Source organism: Leptospira kemamanensis, assembly GCF_004769665.1.
Taxonomy (GTDB): domain Bacteria; phylum Spirochaetota; class Leptospiria; order Leptospirales; family Leptospiraceae; genus Leptospira_A; species Leptospira_A kemamanensis.
The window spans coordinates 13795-30610 of record NZ_RQGG01000018.1; the positions used below are offsets into that span (position 1 = coordinate 13795).

Here is a 16816-nt window from a genome sequence, read left to right on the forward strand (position 1 = left end):
ATGCGTTTGCCAATTTCCTTCTGTTTCAGATCCCTTACTCTCCTTTCACTTCATCGTCATCTAACGGATCAAAGCCTATGAATCCTACAATAAAATCAAATAATTCAGAGAAATTCATTCCGACTCTCATTCCATAATAAAAGGCGATGGAAGTTTCTACCTTAAGTGGAGAATTACATCTTGTTACATTTTGTTTGGAATTTGGAATGGAGGCGATGGGGAAGATCGTGAGTAAATTGAGGATTTGGTAATCTTTTTCTTTGCTTCTTGGAATAGGTCGATATTGGAAATGGCCACTTGAATTGATGAGGAAAAAAGAATTTCCCAATTTATTTTTTGGAGAGTCGTTGCTCAGTAAAGGAGAAATGCCCAATCGTGAGCCATCGGATATTTCATAAATTCCTAGATGTCCATCTCTAAGGCCAAATCCACGAGTCTGATCCTCTATTTTTAAACCTCCTCCGATACACCATAAAAACAGACTGACACCGGCACTTTTCTTTTCGATGCCAATCGTAACTAAATCCGTTGTGTCATACATTCGATTTCGGAAATACCTAGAAGTACTTTCACAAGCAAGGAAAGAAAATACCATCACTACTAAAAGCAATCGATTCCACCACATAGAATCTAACGTTCGTTCCTGTTTTAAGATTGACAAGTGATATTTATTTCCTATGATCTACACTTACCAACTGATGCCCACTAGGTGATTTTACTAATCTATGATTGGTGCAAATTGAATCGAGTTCAGAGGATAGATTGATCGAATATTTTAAAAGACTACTGTTATGCGGAACGCTTTGTACTTTGGTCGCGTGCCATACCGAATATAGTAATGCACCGGAAATGTGTGCCATTTTTATTGCTAATAATCAGAATCGACTTCAAAATGATTTAGTTTTATTAGAAAAAGGTGAAATCACGCAGGAAAACTTTGAGCTTAGAAAAAGAACTAGAGAAGATGGAACATTGACGCTCTGCCTTATGTCTTTAATTAAAACCAAGGAGAATTCCAATTTTTAGACTGATCCAATTCCTATTTTTTTTAATGATCATTGTATCGTGTAAACCAAAGACGATCACGACTCCCGAAGGTTGTTTGTTTGGAGCGGTTCTATTGAATTCGATAGATTTGGAAGATAAACGTAGGTTGGACCAAGGTTTGATCACCGAAGAAGAATACCAAAGCAGAATTCAAAGGTCACCTAATGCAGTTTTACTCATTTGTGCATTGTCACTTCGTAAAACGAATGTTGACGGAAATTTTTAAAATAAGGAATTTAAATGAAAAATGTAATTATAGTTTTGATTTGTTTCGTTTTAACTTTGTCAAATTGTCAGAATGAGTATGCGAATTCGCCACAATTATGCGTTGTAGCAAATGCTCAATTGCAATCGGCTCTTGCAAAAGACCTAGATGATTTCAATAATGGAAAGATTAATCAAGAATAGTATGAAAGAGCTAAGCGCAATAGAGAAACCGGAGCATTGGGATTATGCTTAATTTCTTTAATAAAACGTGAGCAAAATGGAAATTTTTAGGCCAAATCGTTGAAGTTCATAGTATTTATATTCTATTTAGTCTGTACGCTGTCTTTAACCTACTGCGTCTCCGACAAACCAAATTCTAAAGAAATCTGCCTGCTAACATCAATTAGTATCAATTCGCTTAATGAACGTGATAAGAGGGATTTAGACGCGGGACAGATTACGGAAGCTCAATACCAAACGTTTGTTGCTAATCGAAATACAACGACACCGCTATTGTGTTCCTTTATGTTTTTGGAGAACTAGGGATTAAATTGATGAAGGTTGGATTTTTAATTTTTTTAATTTTGATAATATATGCCTGTGAACCTAGGACGATTACTTCACCGGAAATTTGTGTAGTTTCAGTTCTCGTGACGAATTCAGCAAATTTGGAAGATAAAAGAAAGTTTGAACTAGGAGAGATCTCGGAAACTGATTTTCAGAGACGAATGGGTCAAAGACAGTCTGCCGCTTTAGCGGGATGCGTTCTCGGTTTACGCAAAACGAATGTTGATGGAAACTTCTAATATAAGGAATATTTAATGAAACATACGATCTTAGTTTTGGTAATTGGTTTCTTTTTTATTGATTGTCAGCCTGATCGAATGAGCACACCCGAGGCATGTCCTCTTTTCGCAATTTTATTAAAATCAACTGATGATCGCGATATTTAAAGAGTAACGGATGGGACGGTGACTTTGGAACAATATGAAAAAAATTCTTTGGAAATAAAGACATTTGCTGCGGCGATGTGCTATTATGCATTGCAAGATCGGGCTGTGAATAACAATTTTTAAAACAGTTTATTAACAGAATTTTTATGAGTTAAATCTATATTTGAAGGATTATGTTTTAAAGCAATGGTTAAGAATCAATTGATAGTTAAATGGGTATGCATATTTTTTTTATTTTTTATGGTCATTAAATGTCAAAGACAATTTGGGAATTCTGCAGATCTTTGTGCGTTTGCTATACTTGAAGGCGAAGGGTTAAATTCCGAAGATTTAAAAAAACTCAATGTTGGATTAATTTCTCGTGAAGAGTATGATCGTATTATTCGTGTTAGGAATGAATCAACAATTGGTATATGTATTCTTTCTTTCATTAAACGTGAAAAAAATCAAAATTTTTAATCTAAGGAAACTGTTTACAAACGTGAATTTAGACCAGTCGGTGCCAAAGATGGTTGTATGATAAGAATTGATGGATTATTTACCTCTGGAATGACTGATGCAATGTTTGCCGGTATGAATTTCAAAACAGCTTTCTTTGTGAGAAGCGGTAGGTTTAATAAGAATCAGTTCAAGATAAAACAGGCATATTTCTAATTTTCATTTGGAAATTGGAAAGATATCCGAACTTTAGTGGACTTACTTTATTAACGGTATCATCGTGATGGTTGAATTTAAAAAAAATTAGTTCATTTTAGACTGACTGTGGGGCAAAAATTTGTAACAAAGGTAATCCTTCTTTGTATTATACTTCTATTTTTCTCAATAGGATGCGAACAAAAATATCTTAGTAACCCAGCATTTTGCGCTTTTGTGGTAGCTGATGGAGAATCTTTGAATGCTGAAGATTTGGCTAAACTGGATGCTGGATTAATCTCTAACGAGGAGTATGAGCGTTTAATTAGATTAAGAGAAAATTCAACATTAATTGCCTGCGCTTTGTCGATTTTAAAAACCAAGGAGAATTCCAATTTTTAATTCAGATTATGAAATATAAACAAATCATTTATTTAATGCTATTTTTGACATTTTCCCACTGCACGGAAGACAAACCAAATTCTAAAGAAATCTGCCTGCTAACATCAATTAGTATCAATTCACTAAATGAACGTGACAAAATGGATTTAGAAGCGGGAAGGATTACGGAATCTCAATACCAAACGTTTGTCGCCAATCGGAATTCAACGATACCGCTTATTTGTTCCTTTATGTTTTTGGAGAATTAAGTATTGAATCCCTTTCGATTACTATCAGGAATTTTAATTCTCTTATTTTTCTTGGATTGCGCGCCTGAAAAAGAGAAAAATCCAAAAGCCTGCGTGGAAATGGCCGCAGTCATTGAAAATTTAAGTCAAAGGCATCGCGTAGCTTATGAATCAGGTCAAATTACTCAGGAAGAATATATTTCCAGAAGGAATGATAATGAAAATCTAAAGATTTCCTTCTGTTTATTATCACTAGTTCCTGTGGAACGAAACACTAATTTTTAGATTCAGTATAAAAATGCGAAATTTATCTAATTGCATCCTATTGTTTTTGATTCTCTGCGTCTCAAAATTGAATTTATATTCTCAAGAGGTAGTCCCTTCAGCAAATACAGAGGTTAGAATCTGTTTTGAAAGAGTCAGTCAATGTTTAAAAAGTTGTAATCACAAGTATCCGAGTAGTAACACTCGATATCCAGATATTAAACGAAATGATTGTAGAGAAGAATGCATCACTGCTTCTGAAAATATTGTTTGTAGAAATTTATTTCAATCAAGTTATAAGTAATCAACGCTGTAGTAATCAGATAGTTACAATGCACACCTAATATATATTAGGCGCATTTGAGATAGAAAAATACCAATGATAACATTGGAAAATGGTTTCTAACCTTTTCTTATGATTCTAACGGAATCCCTTCTTGTTTCAATAAACTTAGGAAATCTGACTCAGATACTAAGGTAACACCAAGTTCTTTTGCTTTGTCGAGTTTGGAACCGGCGCCTGGTCCATAGAGTAGGTGGGTAGTTTTGGATGAGACACCTGTTACTTTTTTGCCACCATGTTTCGTGATGAGATCCATGGCAAGGTCACGAGGTTGGAAGTTTTCAAAACTTCCTGTGACACACCAACTTTGTCCAACAAACGGTTGTATGTCGCTTTTTTCGGTTTGATCTGCTTGAAATTTGAGACCGAGTTTGATCAGTGTATTCACCAATTTCAAAGTTTCTTTGTCTTTTAGGTGAGAGAGGAGGGTTTCGATTGTTCGAGGTCCAATACCATGGATGGATGTAAGATCTTCGTTTGCCGTTTTCGATTTTGCTAAGGTAAGGAGTTTTTCCCAGGAATCATATCCGTTTTCGATGAGAATTTCAGTCACCTTGGGACCAACTTCATTTAAGCCAATGGAAGGAAGTGTGAAACGAAAGTCTTTTTCTTTGGATTTTTGAATGGCATCAAAGATAATTTTGACTGATTTATCGCCAAATCCATCTAACTCGAGTATGGCGTCTTTGTATTTTTCTAATGTATACAAATCAGGGATGTCTTTTACCCAACCTTTTTCAAAAAAAATCTGAATTTGTCTTTCCCCAAGACCTTCGATATTCATTTGTTTTTTGCTACAGAAAAAAATCAGTTGGTTTAATTTTCGTTCTGGGCAATGTCGATTGGTACAAAACAAATCTACGGAATCATCAACTTTCGTTAACTTGGTGTTACACGAAGGACATTGGTTGGGTAAAATGAAGATCGTTTTCGGTGGAAAGGTAACTTTTTCTACTGCTGGAATGATTTCACCACGTTTTGAAATCAATACTTTTGCACCGATGCCAGCACCGAGTTGGTTAATGTAGTCTTGGTTGTGTAAGGTGGCGTAAGTGACAGTGGTGCCTGCAAGTGAGATTGGTGTTACCCTTGCTCGAGGTGTGACCTTTCCTGTGCGACCAATGGCAAAATCAATTTCTTCAATTGTGGTTTCTTTGAGTAGGGCATCAAATTTAAAAGCCCTTGCCCAACGAGGGGAGTGACTTGTTTCTCCTAAGTTTTCTCGTAAGTTTAAAGAATCCAATTTGATGACGAGTCCATCCACAGGGAATGGCATTTTGTCTTTTTTTTTGCGAAAGGATTCGATTTCTTTGATTAACTTGGTTCCAACGATCACATTGGTGTCGGGTGCAAGAGGAAATTTTTCTTTTTTTAAAAGACTTAAGATGTCTTTGTGTGAATTGATTCCTTTGCGAGATGTAGAAAAATAGGCATCATAGACAAAAATACGTAACGGACGTTTTGCGACATCCATTGGATCTTTTTGTTTGATAGAACCTGCTGCCAAATTTCTGGGATTGGCAAACTTGCCACCATACTCTTCATTAAACTCTTCGAAATCTGCGAAGGTCATAAAGATTTCCCCACGAACGGTAAAGTTCATCGGTTCAGAGAGTGTGTGAGGTATCGATGAAATGGTTTTTACATTTTCTGTGACAATGTCACCAATCCCACCAGTTCCTCTTGTGACACAGTGAGTTAGTTTTCCATTTTCATAGTATAACAAGATAGAGGCGCCGTCGATTTTCCATTCTAAAGAATAGGATTCCTCGATCCCTGTTTTTTCAAGCCACTCTGCCAGTTCTGTTTCGTTATAGGTATTTTCTAATGATAAAACAGGAACCTTGTGTTTGAATTTGCTAAATTGTGGACTTAAGTCAGAGCCTACTTGCGCAGTAGGTGAGGAACCATCTGCAAGGTTTGGATTTTCGGTTTCTAGTTTTTGGAGTTCTTTGACAAGTAAATCAAATTCTTTGTCTGTGATGACAGGTGAGTTGTCTTTGTAATACAAATCATTGTGACGATTGATTTCTTTCCGAAGTTCTTTGATTCTTTTTTTGGGATCTTCGGTTTTTGTTTTTTTAGGCAATCAGTAAACTCCCGCTTGCATATACTGTTCTGGATCCGTTTTCCCTTCTTCAGAAATAAAAATTTCATAATGGAGGTGAGGTCCCGTAACGTTTCCAGTGGCTCCCACTTCGGCAATTTGTTCCCCGGCTTTGACTTCTTGTCCGCTTCTCACATAAATTCTAGAACAGTGGCCGTATAACGTACTAAAGCCGAAGTCATGTTGGATGATCACATGGTGTCCATAACCAACATTGGCATAAGTGACTCGAACGACTCGGCCTGGTGCTGCCGCATAAATCGGAGTTCCCGTTGCGTTTGCCATATCCAAACCGTCATGGTATTTCCAATAACCAGTAGTAGGTGATTTACGCATTCCAAAAGGAGATGTTAAATTATAAGAATACATGGGATTGAACAAAGGGGATCGAGATAAGATATCTGATCGTTGGTATAAAAATTGAAAATTTGCTTCCACCAAACGTTGGTAATTATCCATTCGATGTTTTAATTGTCTGAGTTCATAAATTTCATTTAGATATTTACGTCCTACATCCAATTGTTTATCTTCTTTTTCTTCTTTTTGTAAAGAGTCAATAGCAGATGATTCAATCCAATCTTCTGTTGGGATTTTTAAAAGTTCGTCATCTTGTCCATCGATAAGAGTAAACAGTTCCAACATGTTTTCATTGAGTTTGGAATACTCTTCTTTCATTTCTTCCAATTGGTTCGCATGTGTGATGTAGGTATCAAAATACGTTCCGTAAATTTTAGAGAGTTGGTTGATTTGGGATTGTGTGTTATTCGAACTAACAATTCCAAAAATTGCTAAACTCAATAGACCTAAAGCGAGGCCTAAAAAAAATAGGATGGTAAAATGGGAAATTTGGAAGTGGAAAGAACTATCATACCCATGCGGAATGACAAGAATGGTCATCCGTTGGTGACCTTTTTCTTTCACCTTATCAATCTGTTTCTTGATTTTCGGATTGTCTTGTGAAAAAACAGACTTAATCTCTTTAATTTTTTTCTTCATGACGAACCGCGATTCCTACATAAATAAGACGCTCCGATTCCTTTCCAGGGTCAAGTGGAAATCCCTGTTTCTGGGTTTCGTCCTGGTTTTTGGCATCATTGGTTTTGTCACATTAGCATCCAATTTAGGTTTTTGGATCCTGTATGAGAACTCCATTCACACAAGTAATTCTTCGGAAATCCCTGAAGCGGAAGTCGCCATTGTTCCTGGAGCTGCCGTGTATGGAAAAACACCTTCCCCCATCCTTATGGACCGATTGGCATGTGGATTGGAATTGTACAAACTTGGAAAAGTGAAAAAAATTCTCCTCTCCGGAGATAATGGAAAATCGGACTACAACGAACTGCGCCCCATGCTTGAGTACATGTTGTCCCACGAAGTGAAACCTGATGATATTTTTGTAGACCATGCTGGCTTTCGAACTCTCGATACCTTGATCCGTGCCAAAGAAGTGTTTTTAGTGAACAAAGCGATCTTTATCAGCCAGTCGTTTTTTTTACCACGAGCCATGTATTTAGGAAAAGAACTAGAACTCGAGTTATACGGTTACGAATGTAATTTGAGAACCTATAAAAAAGAAACTTATTATCTTTTCCGAGAATTTTCTGCGCGGATGCTTGCTTGGTGGGACATCCAATGGGACACACCACCGAAGTATTTAGGAAAACCATATCCCATTGAAGGCAGTGGGATGAGTACTTGGAAAGGTTCGATACCTGTATCCATTCCGAAATGAAGTTTACATTCCTAATAACTCCACCAAACGATTGTACTTTAAGATAATTCGTTTGGTCATTTCTTCCCCTTTTTTATTGATGTCGGGATGGTATTTTTTTAGTAGTTCTTTGAATTTCTTTTTTACATCTACGATGGTGGCACCTGGTTCCAAATCAAAAAAAGCAAGTAGGTCTTTTACTTCTATCGATACGGATTGTATGATTTTTTTCTTCTTTTTCTTTTTGGTCTCTCGAAACCTGCCATATAACTCATAGTAGGTGCGGTCTCGGAATTCTCTTGTGATGTCACGGAAATTTAATATTTTGGTTGGGATTAGGCTTTTTAAGTATTCGTATAAAAATTCTTCTGCACCGTATTCGGGATGGATTTCAAATTTTTCTAGGAATTGGTGGATGGAACGTCTTACAAAAAAATCAATTTCAAATTTATCCATCAAATAAGAATCCACAGCATCATCAAAATCGATGGTGGCAGCCGTTAATAATAACAAAAGTTCTTGGTCTAATTTGTGGTTGGCGATGGTTTTTTGGATGAGAGTTTTGTAAGATTCACGAAGTTCATATAATGGACGTTCGCTAAAAAAGATTCCACCTTTTAAGAATTCCTCGGCAACTTCGTCTAATTCTAAATTCCAAGCTAAAAAATCTACAAGTAGGTCTCCATCTACTTCATGGAATCCACCTGAAAGTGTCATTTGTGGTTTTGCCGATTTGAATTGGTAAACCTTTCTCAGGCATTCTTCTTTTCTGATTTCGAGTAGTTCGGAAAGCCGGTCGTATGATAAAAACCACTGCATGGATTCGGAAACGTTTTGCAGTTCAAAAATGACATCATGCAAAATCTGTTTGGCCTTTTTTGTTTCCGATTTTTGGACCATAAACTATCTCTTAAACCAATTTCAAAACGGGGTGACTTTTTTGCTAGTGAATCCTATTCCATTTTTTGAACTGGAGATATGAGTCACCATATTTCTGAACATCCTTCCTTACAACCGTTTGATATTTCCGAATACAAAGGCCTACGGGGTAAGAATTTTTACGATATGGATCCAGCCTTACAACGAATGGTGGATCGTTATTCGGAAACGTATGTACCAGAACACAAACAAGCAATGGTCGAACACATTCGCAAGTATGGGGAACTCGTGGGTGGCATTTTGGATGAACTCACCGAAGAGTGCCACAAAGAAGGAAAATACGGTGAAGTGGTCAAATATGATCGCACTGGCAAACGAATTGATTTCATCAAATATTCAGAGGAACAAAAACGGGCACGCAAAATCTCTTACGACCATGGAGTTGTGAACTTAGACTTTCACCCAGAATGGAAATTTGATTTCACACATATCCATCGTTATGCGCTTACCTATTTGATGAATCTCAATGGGGAAGGGGGAGTGGCTTGTCCTTTGGCGATGACCGATGGAATGATCCTTGCTCTTAAAAAAATAGGCACAGAAGAACAAAAGGAAAAATATCTCCCCCTTGTTGCAGGCAAAGGCAGTGATTCTCATTTTATGGCTGGTCAATATGTGACCGAACGTGTAGGTGGGAGTAATGTATCTGCAAACCGAACCGTTGCCAAAAAACTACCTAACGGCAAATGGGAGTTAACTGGTGAAAAATGGTTTTGTTCCAATCCTGGTGACTTATGGGTAACCACTGCGAAAATAGAAGGAACGAATACTGTGGGAATGTTTTTAGTTCCAAGGATCAAAGAAAATGGGGAACTGAATGGCCACCACATCCTTCGTAAAAAAGACATCATCGGATCTCGTGGAAAAATTACAGTAGAGATCATTTATGACAAAGTAGAAGCAGAAGAGTTTGGTCGCCCCGGACATGGACTTGTGAATTTAATCCGTTACATCATCAAAACTTCACGACTCCATGTGGGACTTGGTTCTTGTGGAAATGCAAGAAGGTCTGTAATGGAAGCATCCGAGTATGCGAAGTTTCGAACGGCATATGGAAAAAAAATCTTAGAATTTCCTTCTTTTGTGAAAACACTCGCAGAGATGCAAATTTTACAAACAGCAAATTGTTTTGTCAATTTCCGATCCGTAAATTTAGCGGAAAATGCACATGAGGCCGCAGAAATCACAGTCCCCCTTCTCAAATACAAATCTTCATCACAAGCATCTTACATCACTCAGAAAGCCATTCTTTCGTTAGGTGGAAATGGAATCATCGGTGACTTTTCTCCTTTACCTCGTCTTCACAATGATTCCATCATCAATGAAACTTGGGAAGGCACACATCTAATCATCGCTGACCATTGCCTTCATGCCTTACAAAAACCAAAGGTATATGCCGCATTCCAATCCCTGTTGGAGGATTTGACAAAGAAGGTCAGTGAGATGTTGGAACTCAAAACGGAATATACATTATTCCAAGAAAAACGAAATGAACTCGATCGAATTTTGAAAGAAGAGTCCAAAGATTGGAAGGATATGAATCGGGTTTATATTGCTGATCTAACATACAATGTCTTGGCACTTGCAGAATTTCTCGAACAAACTGTCCATGACAAAGAGGCAAAACTTCCAACCAAGTATTTGTATTTCGCCCAAGGATATGCGGAAATGGTTCGGGATGGGCTCGAGGCACCAAGGCAAAAAGACGGTGTGTTTTTTAATTCTAAGGCCCTTGCGACCTTCCTTTCTTTTTAAGTATGGAAAATTTTTTATTACTCGGTGTTTGTTTTGGATTGGGTTTATTTTTTCGAAAACTCCCACAATTTCCAGAATCTACACCGAAAGTGTTAAATGGATTTATTTTGTTTGTCTCGTTACCTTCCCTTGTCTTGTATCACGTACATGAATTAAAGATTTCCGTTTCCGCTGTGATGCCCACCTCCATGCCATGGCTTTTGTTTGGATTTGCAGTTTTGTTTTTCTTTGTTTTTTACAAACTCAAATTCATGTCTTTTTCAACTATGGTTTGTTTGGTGTTAACAGCAGGTCTTGGTAATACATCCTTTGTTGGATTTCCTATGCTTGAGGCTTATTTGGGGAAAGAAGCACTTGGGTATGGAATTCTTGCTGACCAACTCGGAACGTTTATGGTGTTAAGTTTTCCAGGGATCATACTTGCCTCCATTGCGATGGATGGGAGATGGGATTTTTTAACTTTAGTAAAACGTGTTCTTGGATTTGCTCCCATTTATGCTTTGCTCTTTGCCATCCTCACAAGACAAATCGAATATCCAGATGCCGTTAAGATCGTATTACTTCGATTAGGAGATACTTTGACACCTCTAGCCCTTGTTTCCGTTGGATATATGTTGGATTTACGAACCATTGCAGGCCATGGAAAGTATTTGGCCTTAGGACTTGGTTTTAAACTGATTTTAGCACCCTTACTTGTATATTTTGTATACCTTCCTTTAAAAGAGGATTCTTTATTGTTCCAAACCATCCTCTTAGAATCAGCAATGGCACCTATGGTCACATCCACTGTCATCACAATTGAAAAAAATATATCTCCTCATTTAGCAAGCCTTATGTTAGGAATTGGAATTCCTGTTTCCTTTCTTACAACCTATGGATTAAATCTTCTCATCAAAGGAAATTTCATTTGAACATTAAATTTTTATTATTACTGATCCTCGCGATGGTTTCTTGGGGGATCTCATGGCCGATTGCAAAAATGATCGCAGGTCTTGTTCCCGTCCCTGTGCTTGTGTTTTGGAGATTCCTTGCTACCTTTTTATCGGTCATACCCATCCTGTATGGATTACGACTTCCCATCCGATTGAATACAGGAAAGGACTATTGGAATGTATTGATCGGTGGGATCATCTACACACTCTATAACCAATTTTTCTTTTTGGGTTTGAAAAATGGATTACCGGGAGCTGGTGGAGTGTTAGTCACCACACTCAATCCGATTGTTACCTTTTTCATTGTGTTTTTAGTACAAAAGAAATCCATTTCCAAAAGACAAGTATTAGGTCTCTTTTTCGGATTTCTCGGTGGGCTTGTGATCTTACAAGTTTGGAAGATCAGTGTCGACTATCTATTGTTATCTGGAAATTTGTTCTTTTTACTTTGTTCTTTTGTTTGGGCCACCCTTTCACTCAATAGCCAAAAAACAGGAAAGTCAATGTCTCCCATCACCTATAGTTTTTATGTCTATGGGATTGGGTCTATTTTGGAACTTCTGTTTTGTTGGAATGATCCTAGTTTTTGGAAGGTTTGGGAATTTGGTGCTTCCTTTTGGTTTGCGATTTTTTATCTCACTGTAATCTCCACCACCTTTGGAACCACCGTATACTTTTATGCGGCTACAAGACTTGGATCTGAGATTGCGAGTAGTTTTATCTTTATCGTTCCACTCTCTGCATATTTGAGTAGTTATTTGATTTTGGATGAAGTCATCCAAATTCCAGTGATCATCGGTGGCGCCTTGGCCATGTTAGCTGTATATCTCATCAATTCAAAACATAAAAAAAAGGAACCAATGCCAGGATGAAAACTATCTCTTGGAAAAAGCGTTTCAAAATTTGGTTATATAATTTTTATCCTCCTTACATCGGAGCAGGAATTCGCATCAAAAATATTGCCAAGGATTTATCCTACTTCCATGTAGAAATGAAACTTCGGTTTTATAACAAAAACTATGTGGGAGTTCACTTCGGTGGATCCTTGTATTCCATGTGTGATCCTTTTTTTATGTTAATTTTATTGGAAACATTAGGACCAGATTATATCGTGTGGGACAAAGTGGGATCGATGACCTTTGTAAAACCAGGTAAAGGAAAAGTGACTGCCAAATTTCAGATTCCTCAAGAAGAAATCGAACGGATTCAAAAGGAAGTGGATACCAAACGGAAAGGGGAATTTTTATTCACAACGAATGTGATAGATGAAGTTAGTGATGTGGTTGCCACATTAGAAAAAACCATTTACATACGCAAACGGGGAAGGCTCCCCGTTCAAAATGTGTAACAAGCGCTAACGATTAGTACTTTTTGTCTTCGTCTTCCGGAATCATATTCGCATAATATTGAAGTAACGCATCGTTTTTCGAATGGATCATACGATTTGCTTCTTCAATCATCTTACGTTTTTCTAAGATCTTTTTTCCTCTTTCCCAAATCTCTTCCGGGTCTCGTGTGAGGTAATTCCCTTCATGTCGGGAGATAAAATCTTCCACTAACATCGTACTTTGGGAAACTTCGATGGAATAATCATTTTCCACCAAAATTTTTGCTACGATTTGGTTTGGTAAAATTTTATGAAATTGTTTCCAACCTTTCGTGATCCGATAACTCAGTTCAATCGTTGGATCTTCTGTATGAGCATATTCGGAAATAGGAATCGGATCACAAAACTCTACATACACATTCGAACGTTTCGCTAAAAATCCTGCCATACCTAACTCTTCAGGAATATTGCAGAACTGATTGTCCTCAGGTACGGTTTCATACGAGACAGAAATTGGAACGATGACAATCTCTGTTCCCGAACTACGAAATGCATTGACCGCTGTTGTTAAGAGTCCAGTTTTCACGGGAACAATTGCACCAGTTCTTGATCGAGTGCCTTCAGGGTAAACAAGGGAGGGAATTCCTTGTTCGAGCATCACTTGGGAATAAAGAGTCAAACATTCTAAATACAAACTATTCCTTGTTCTATCTCGATCAACAGCATAGGCACCTAAGGATTTTAACATCCATTCCCAGAACGGATTGGACATTAAGTTGATTCCCGCTGCATAACGAGGTACAGGTAATCCTAAATGGAATAGCGAATAAGCAACTTCAACTGAATCCAAATGGGATCGATGTGTCGGTGCGTATAACAGATTGTATTTGGAAGAAAGAGCCTTTACAACTTCTGTTTTTCCACCGATGTGGGGGATCATCGAACCTTTTAAGAATCCACCCGAGAACAGACGAATTGGTGCTACAAAACGTAAAACTGATTCACGAACAGTAGGGCTATAATTGTCAGCAATTTCATTCACATAAAAACGAACTAATTCTTTGATGGAAGTGAGTTCTTCATCTTTTTGGCAGTATTGAAACTTTTGCCAAATTTCGATTTCTGATTCAAACTTAACTTCTTCTAGTTTTTGTTTTTTTCGTTTGGCTTTGGTCAGTCGTTTTTGTGTGGATTCAATCACAGCTGAGGATTGTTTTTTCACACGGCTGATCGTGCCTGGAACATTGCTGATTTGTTTTAAAATGCGATCAACAAGTAAGTTTTGAAAGTCAATTCCTGATGTTAAATTGAGTCCTACTTTTTTCTGAACAACGAGTGGGATATTTTTTGCTTCTGTTTTTTTACCACAGATCAAATCAATGAGAGCACCAGGTGGTTGTTTTCTTGTTAATACATCAAACAGAGTTCGATGTAAGGTGAAAGGAAGTCGAATTTCGTTGGCAAGTTCAATAAGAATGCTGAGAGCATAAGTTCCTTCCACGTTATCATGCCATTTTGTGGATTCTCTTTCAATAAAGGACCTTGGAGCAAAAAAGATTTCAATTCTATCTTTGATGCTGAGTTTTTCGCCACCTGACAAAAGTTCACCGACAATTTTTTGACCAAACCCACGATTACGACTTTTGTTGCTAGTTGCTGTCGTGATAAAGTCTGCAAGGCCGGACCTTCCCATCACAGTGTCAGGACGTGCGCCGTAACGCATCGCAAGGTCTCTCACTTCTTGGAATCCAACCGATAAAATTTCACCAAGTAAATTGGAACCGTAACGAGGGAGGAGGGAAACAATTCCACTGGCAATCGCCATTGGGTTTTTCGCAACTCCAACAATTTCCATTCCGATGACATCATCGGTGATGCAAGTATTGATGAAGTGTGAAGAATAAACGTCTGCAAGATAATCCGCTGTTGGTTTTTCAGTGGAACCAATATTAAAAAAACTAAACTTCTCTTCTAAAATTTCGCCGAGAAGAGACGGACCATTGACCACAGCAACGGAAGCATTATTAAAATTACGTTCGATTAAATAATTTTGTAGGTATTGTGAGTAAGTGATAAAACCTGTTTTTTTTCGATTTTTAGAATCCAAAATTCCCTTTGTCAAAAAGGAAAAAACATAACTATTAAAGGGTTCGAGGACATCGATCAAACCGTGAACACTATCCAAAAACGACCTTGAGGGAACTGCCACATGAAATGCCCAATCATCCCTTCCAAAAGCATCCAAACTTGACACGATGTCAATGTGGTCAGGAAGTTCGATTGTCTTTCCCATAATCTCTGTTTGGCGGCGTTTTTTAAGGAGTTCTACAAATTCTTTGTCTGGAATCCATAAAGTGATAGAATCATACTTTTCTGCCAGTAGGGAAGCGATAATGATACCCATTGGGCCACTACCCAAAACTGCTTGTTTTAAGTCGTTATAGGTTATTTGCATAAAAAATAAACATTTAGAAATTTCAGGAAAGTCTCATTGTATTTGTTTGCTTGAAACGAATGGAGTCTATCGAAAAAGTATCAGGTGAGTATAAATCGTCAAGTCACAATGATTCGAGCAGGCATTCTATTTTCCACACTTTCCATTTTTCCTGCGATCTTCGGATGGTACCAAGTTTGGCTTGGACTCACCCCCGCCCAGGAGATCAATTTGGCGATTGCTCTCGTTGTTTCCTTCCTTTGGATCACAGAACTTTTTCCGTTATATGTCACAGGATTTTTGGTCCTTTTTTTAGAACTCATTTGGCTCATCCCAAGTTGGGGCCCTGGTGCTCCAAAAACGATTACTTTTTTGTCTTGTTATTTTTCCGAGACCATCTTACTCTTCTTAGGTGGTTTTGTCATCTCCAGTGCCATTAGTTTTTATGGATTGGATGCAACGATTGCTTCATTTGTGATCAAAAAAACCAAAGGTTCAGCATTTTTACTCGTTTTGTCCTTGGGATTTGCCACGGCATTTCTTTCCTGCTTTATGAATAACACGGCAACTGCGGCCATGATGCTCGGTCTTGTTTCTTCCATGATGAAATCTTTAGAGGAAACAAGCCCACTTCGAAAATCCATTTTATTTATGGTTCCATTTTCTGCAAACCTGGGAGGGATTGGAACTCCCGTTGGCACCTTACCGAATGTGATTGGGCTTGCCTATCTACAAGAAAAAGGATTTCACATTGGATTTTTAGATTGGATGGTGTTTGCCTTTCCTGTTTTTCTTTTATCGGTCCTTGCCTTATCTGGAATTTTGTACATTGTGTACTTAAAAAAAGAAAAAGAGAACTCTTCCTTACACCTCATTGGAATCCAAGAAGAGACTTTCGCCCATCCACAAAAAAAACGAATGATTTCTGTTGTTGTGATCCTTGTCACCATATTGGGTTGGGTGAGCTCTGATTGGCATGGAATCTCCAATGGAACCATCGCTTTATTTCCCGTGATTGTATTTTTTGGATTTTCTCTTTTGGACTTACAGGAGTTCAAAAAATTGTCTTGGGATGTACTGATTCTCATGGGTGGTGGGATTGCACTTGGGAAAGCCTTTGAAGAAACAGGTCTTGCCAAACATTTTGTCAGTATTTTTTTGTTAGGTGAATCTGGCCAGCTCGGTTTGTTTTTGTTTTTTTCGTTATTGTCCCTTTTCCTCTCTTGTTTTCTCAGCAATACCAGTGTTGCCAATTTGATTTTGCCAATCACCATGGGTCTACCTGGTGAACTCATTTTACCTGCTGCAATCGGGGCGACGATCGGTGCTTCCCTTGCCATGCCACTTCCCGTTTCCACACCTCCCAATGCACTTGCGTTTAGTTATGGTGGGATACGAAGTCTCGAGATGGTGAAAATCGGAGGTTCCATATCCATAGTGGCCTGGATTTTGTTTACAGTGGTTGGTGGTTTTTTATTACACCAGATGCAGATTGTCGATTTTTCTCAGTTTTAAAAAAAAGGCTTTTCCTTCTT

Annotated in this window: 15 protein-coding genes; 10 read left to right on the forward strand and 5 right to left on the reverse strand. The window is 37.9% G+C overall.

What is annotated here, in order from left to right; all coding sequences use genetic code 11:
- Nucleotides 1–34: 34 nt before the first annotated feature.
- Complete coding sequence (locus tag EHQ59_RS06865; protein WP_244245426.1) at nt 35–661, reverse strand: hypothetical protein; 627 nt, start codon at nt 659–661, stop codon at nt 35–37.
- A 390-nt stretch (nt 662–1051) separates the two neighbouring features.
- Here EHQ59_RS06865 and EHQ59_RS06870 point away from each other — a divergent pair, with 390 nt between their 5' ends.
- The 4 genes from EHQ59_RS06870 (at nt 1052) to EHQ59_RS06885 (ending at nt 3490) form a co-directional block, all read left to right on the forward strand.
- Complete coding sequence (locus EHQ59_RS06870) at nt 1052–1273, forward strand: SHOCT domain-containing protein (protein WP_135618630.1); 222 nt, start codon at nt 1052–1054, stop codon at nt 1271–1273.
- 1120 nt (nt 1274–2393) lie between these two features.
- A complete protein-coding gene (locus tag EHQ59_RS06875) occupies nt 2394–2666 on the forward strand; it encodes a hypothetical protein (protein ID WP_135618632.1) in 273 nt (90 codons plus the stop codon).
- A 303-nt stretch (nt 2667–2969) separates the two neighbouring features.
- On the forward strand, nt 2970–3242 hold the full coding sequence (locus EHQ59_RS06880; protein ID WP_135618634.1) for a hypothetical protein: 273 nt from the start codon (nt 2970–2972) through the stop codon (nt 3240–3242).
- A gap of 8 nt (nt 3243–3250) precedes the next feature.
- Nucleotides 3251–3490, forward strand: coding sequence for a hypothetical protein (locus EHQ59_RS06885; protein ID WP_135618636.1), 240 nt, complete (start codon nt 3251–3253; stop codon nt 3488–3490).
- Between the two features lie 656 nt (nt 3491–4146).
- Here the strand turns inward: EHQ59_RS06885 and ligA are convergent.
- Both ligA and EHQ59_RS06895 read right to left on the reverse strand, forming a co-directional pair.
- Nucleotides 4147–6165, reverse strand: coding sequence for an NAD-dependent DNA ligase LigA (ligA, locus tag EHQ59_RS06890; protein WP_135618638.1), 2019 nt, complete (start codon nt 6163–6165; stop codon nt 4147–4149).
- A complete protein-coding gene (locus EHQ59_RS06895) occupies nt 6166–7179 on the reverse strand; it encodes a M23 family metallopeptidase (RefSeq protein WP_135618640.1) in 1014 nt (337 codons plus the stop codon).
- Between EHQ59_RS06895 and EHQ59_RS06900 the strand changes: the two genes are divergently transcribed.
- Nucleotides 7178–7915, forward strand: a complete 738-nt coding sequence (locus EHQ59_RS06900; RefSeq protein ID WP_135618642.1) for a SanA/YdcF family protein — start codon at nt 7178–7180, stop codon at nt 7913–7915. The two genes, EHQ59_RS06895 and EHQ59_RS06900, sit on opposite strands and share 2 nt — an antisense overlap.
- 3 nt (nt 7916–7918) lie before the next feature.
- Here EHQ59_RS06900 and EHQ59_RS06905 read toward each other — a convergent pair whose 3' ends face one another.
- Nucleotides 7919–8794 (reverse strand): molecular chaperone DnaJ, encoded by an 876-nt coding sequence (locus EHQ59_RS06905; protein ID WP_135618645.1) that lies wholly within the window; start codon nt 8792–8794, stop codon nt 7919–7921.
- 78 nt (nt 8795–8872) lie between these two features.
- Between EHQ59_RS06905 and EHQ59_RS06910 the strand changes: the two genes are divergently transcribed.
- The 4 genes from EHQ59_RS06910 to EHQ59_RS06925 are packed head-to-tail and all read left to right on the forward strand — an operon-like array spanning nt 8873 to nt 12868.
- A complete protein-coding gene (locus EHQ59_RS06910) occupies nt 8873–10588 on the forward strand; it encodes an acyl-CoA dehydrogenase family protein (RefSeq protein ID WP_135618647.1) in 1716 nt (571 codons plus the stop codon).
- A gap of 2 nt (nt 10589–10590) precedes the next feature.
- Entirely contained in the window at nt 10591–11499 is a 909-nt protein-coding gene (locus EHQ59_RS06915; RefSeq protein WP_135618649.1) for an AEC family transporter, read from the forward strand.
- On the forward strand, nt 11496–12392 hold the full coding sequence (locus EHQ59_RS06920; protein ID WP_135618651.1) for a DMT family transporter: 897 nt from the start codon (nt 11496–11498) through the stop codon (nt 12390–12392). Before EHQ59_RS06915 ends, EHQ59_RS06920 begins: the two co-directional genes overlap by 4 nt.
- Nucleotides 12389–12868, forward strand: coding sequence for a DUF4442 domain-containing protein (locus EHQ59_RS06925; protein ID WP_135618653.1), 480 nt, complete (start codon nt 12389–12391; stop codon nt 12866–12868). The genes EHQ59_RS06920 and EHQ59_RS06925 overlap by 4 nt, the downstream gene beginning before the upstream one ends.
- Before the next feature lie 13 nt (nt 12869–12881).
- Here the strand turns inward: EHQ59_RS06925 and EHQ59_RS06930 are convergent, their stop codons facing one another.
- Nucleotides 12882–15302 (reverse strand): 1-acyl-sn-glycerol-3-phosphate acyltransferase, encoded by a 2421-nt coding sequence (locus EHQ59_RS06930; RefSeq protein ID WP_135618655.1) that lies wholly within the window; start codon nt 15300–15302, stop codon nt 12882–12884.
- 108 nt (nt 15303–15410) lie between these two features.
- On the opposite strand from EHQ59_RS06930, the gene EHQ59_RS06935 reads away from it, so the two are divergent.
- Nucleotides 15411–16796: an SLC13 family permease gene (locus EHQ59_RS06935; protein ID WP_135618897.1), complete on the forward strand. Its 1386-nt coding sequence runs from the start codon at nt 15411–15413 to the stop codon at nt 16794–16796.
- The last annotated feature ends 20 nt before the right edge of the window (nt 16797–16816 follow it).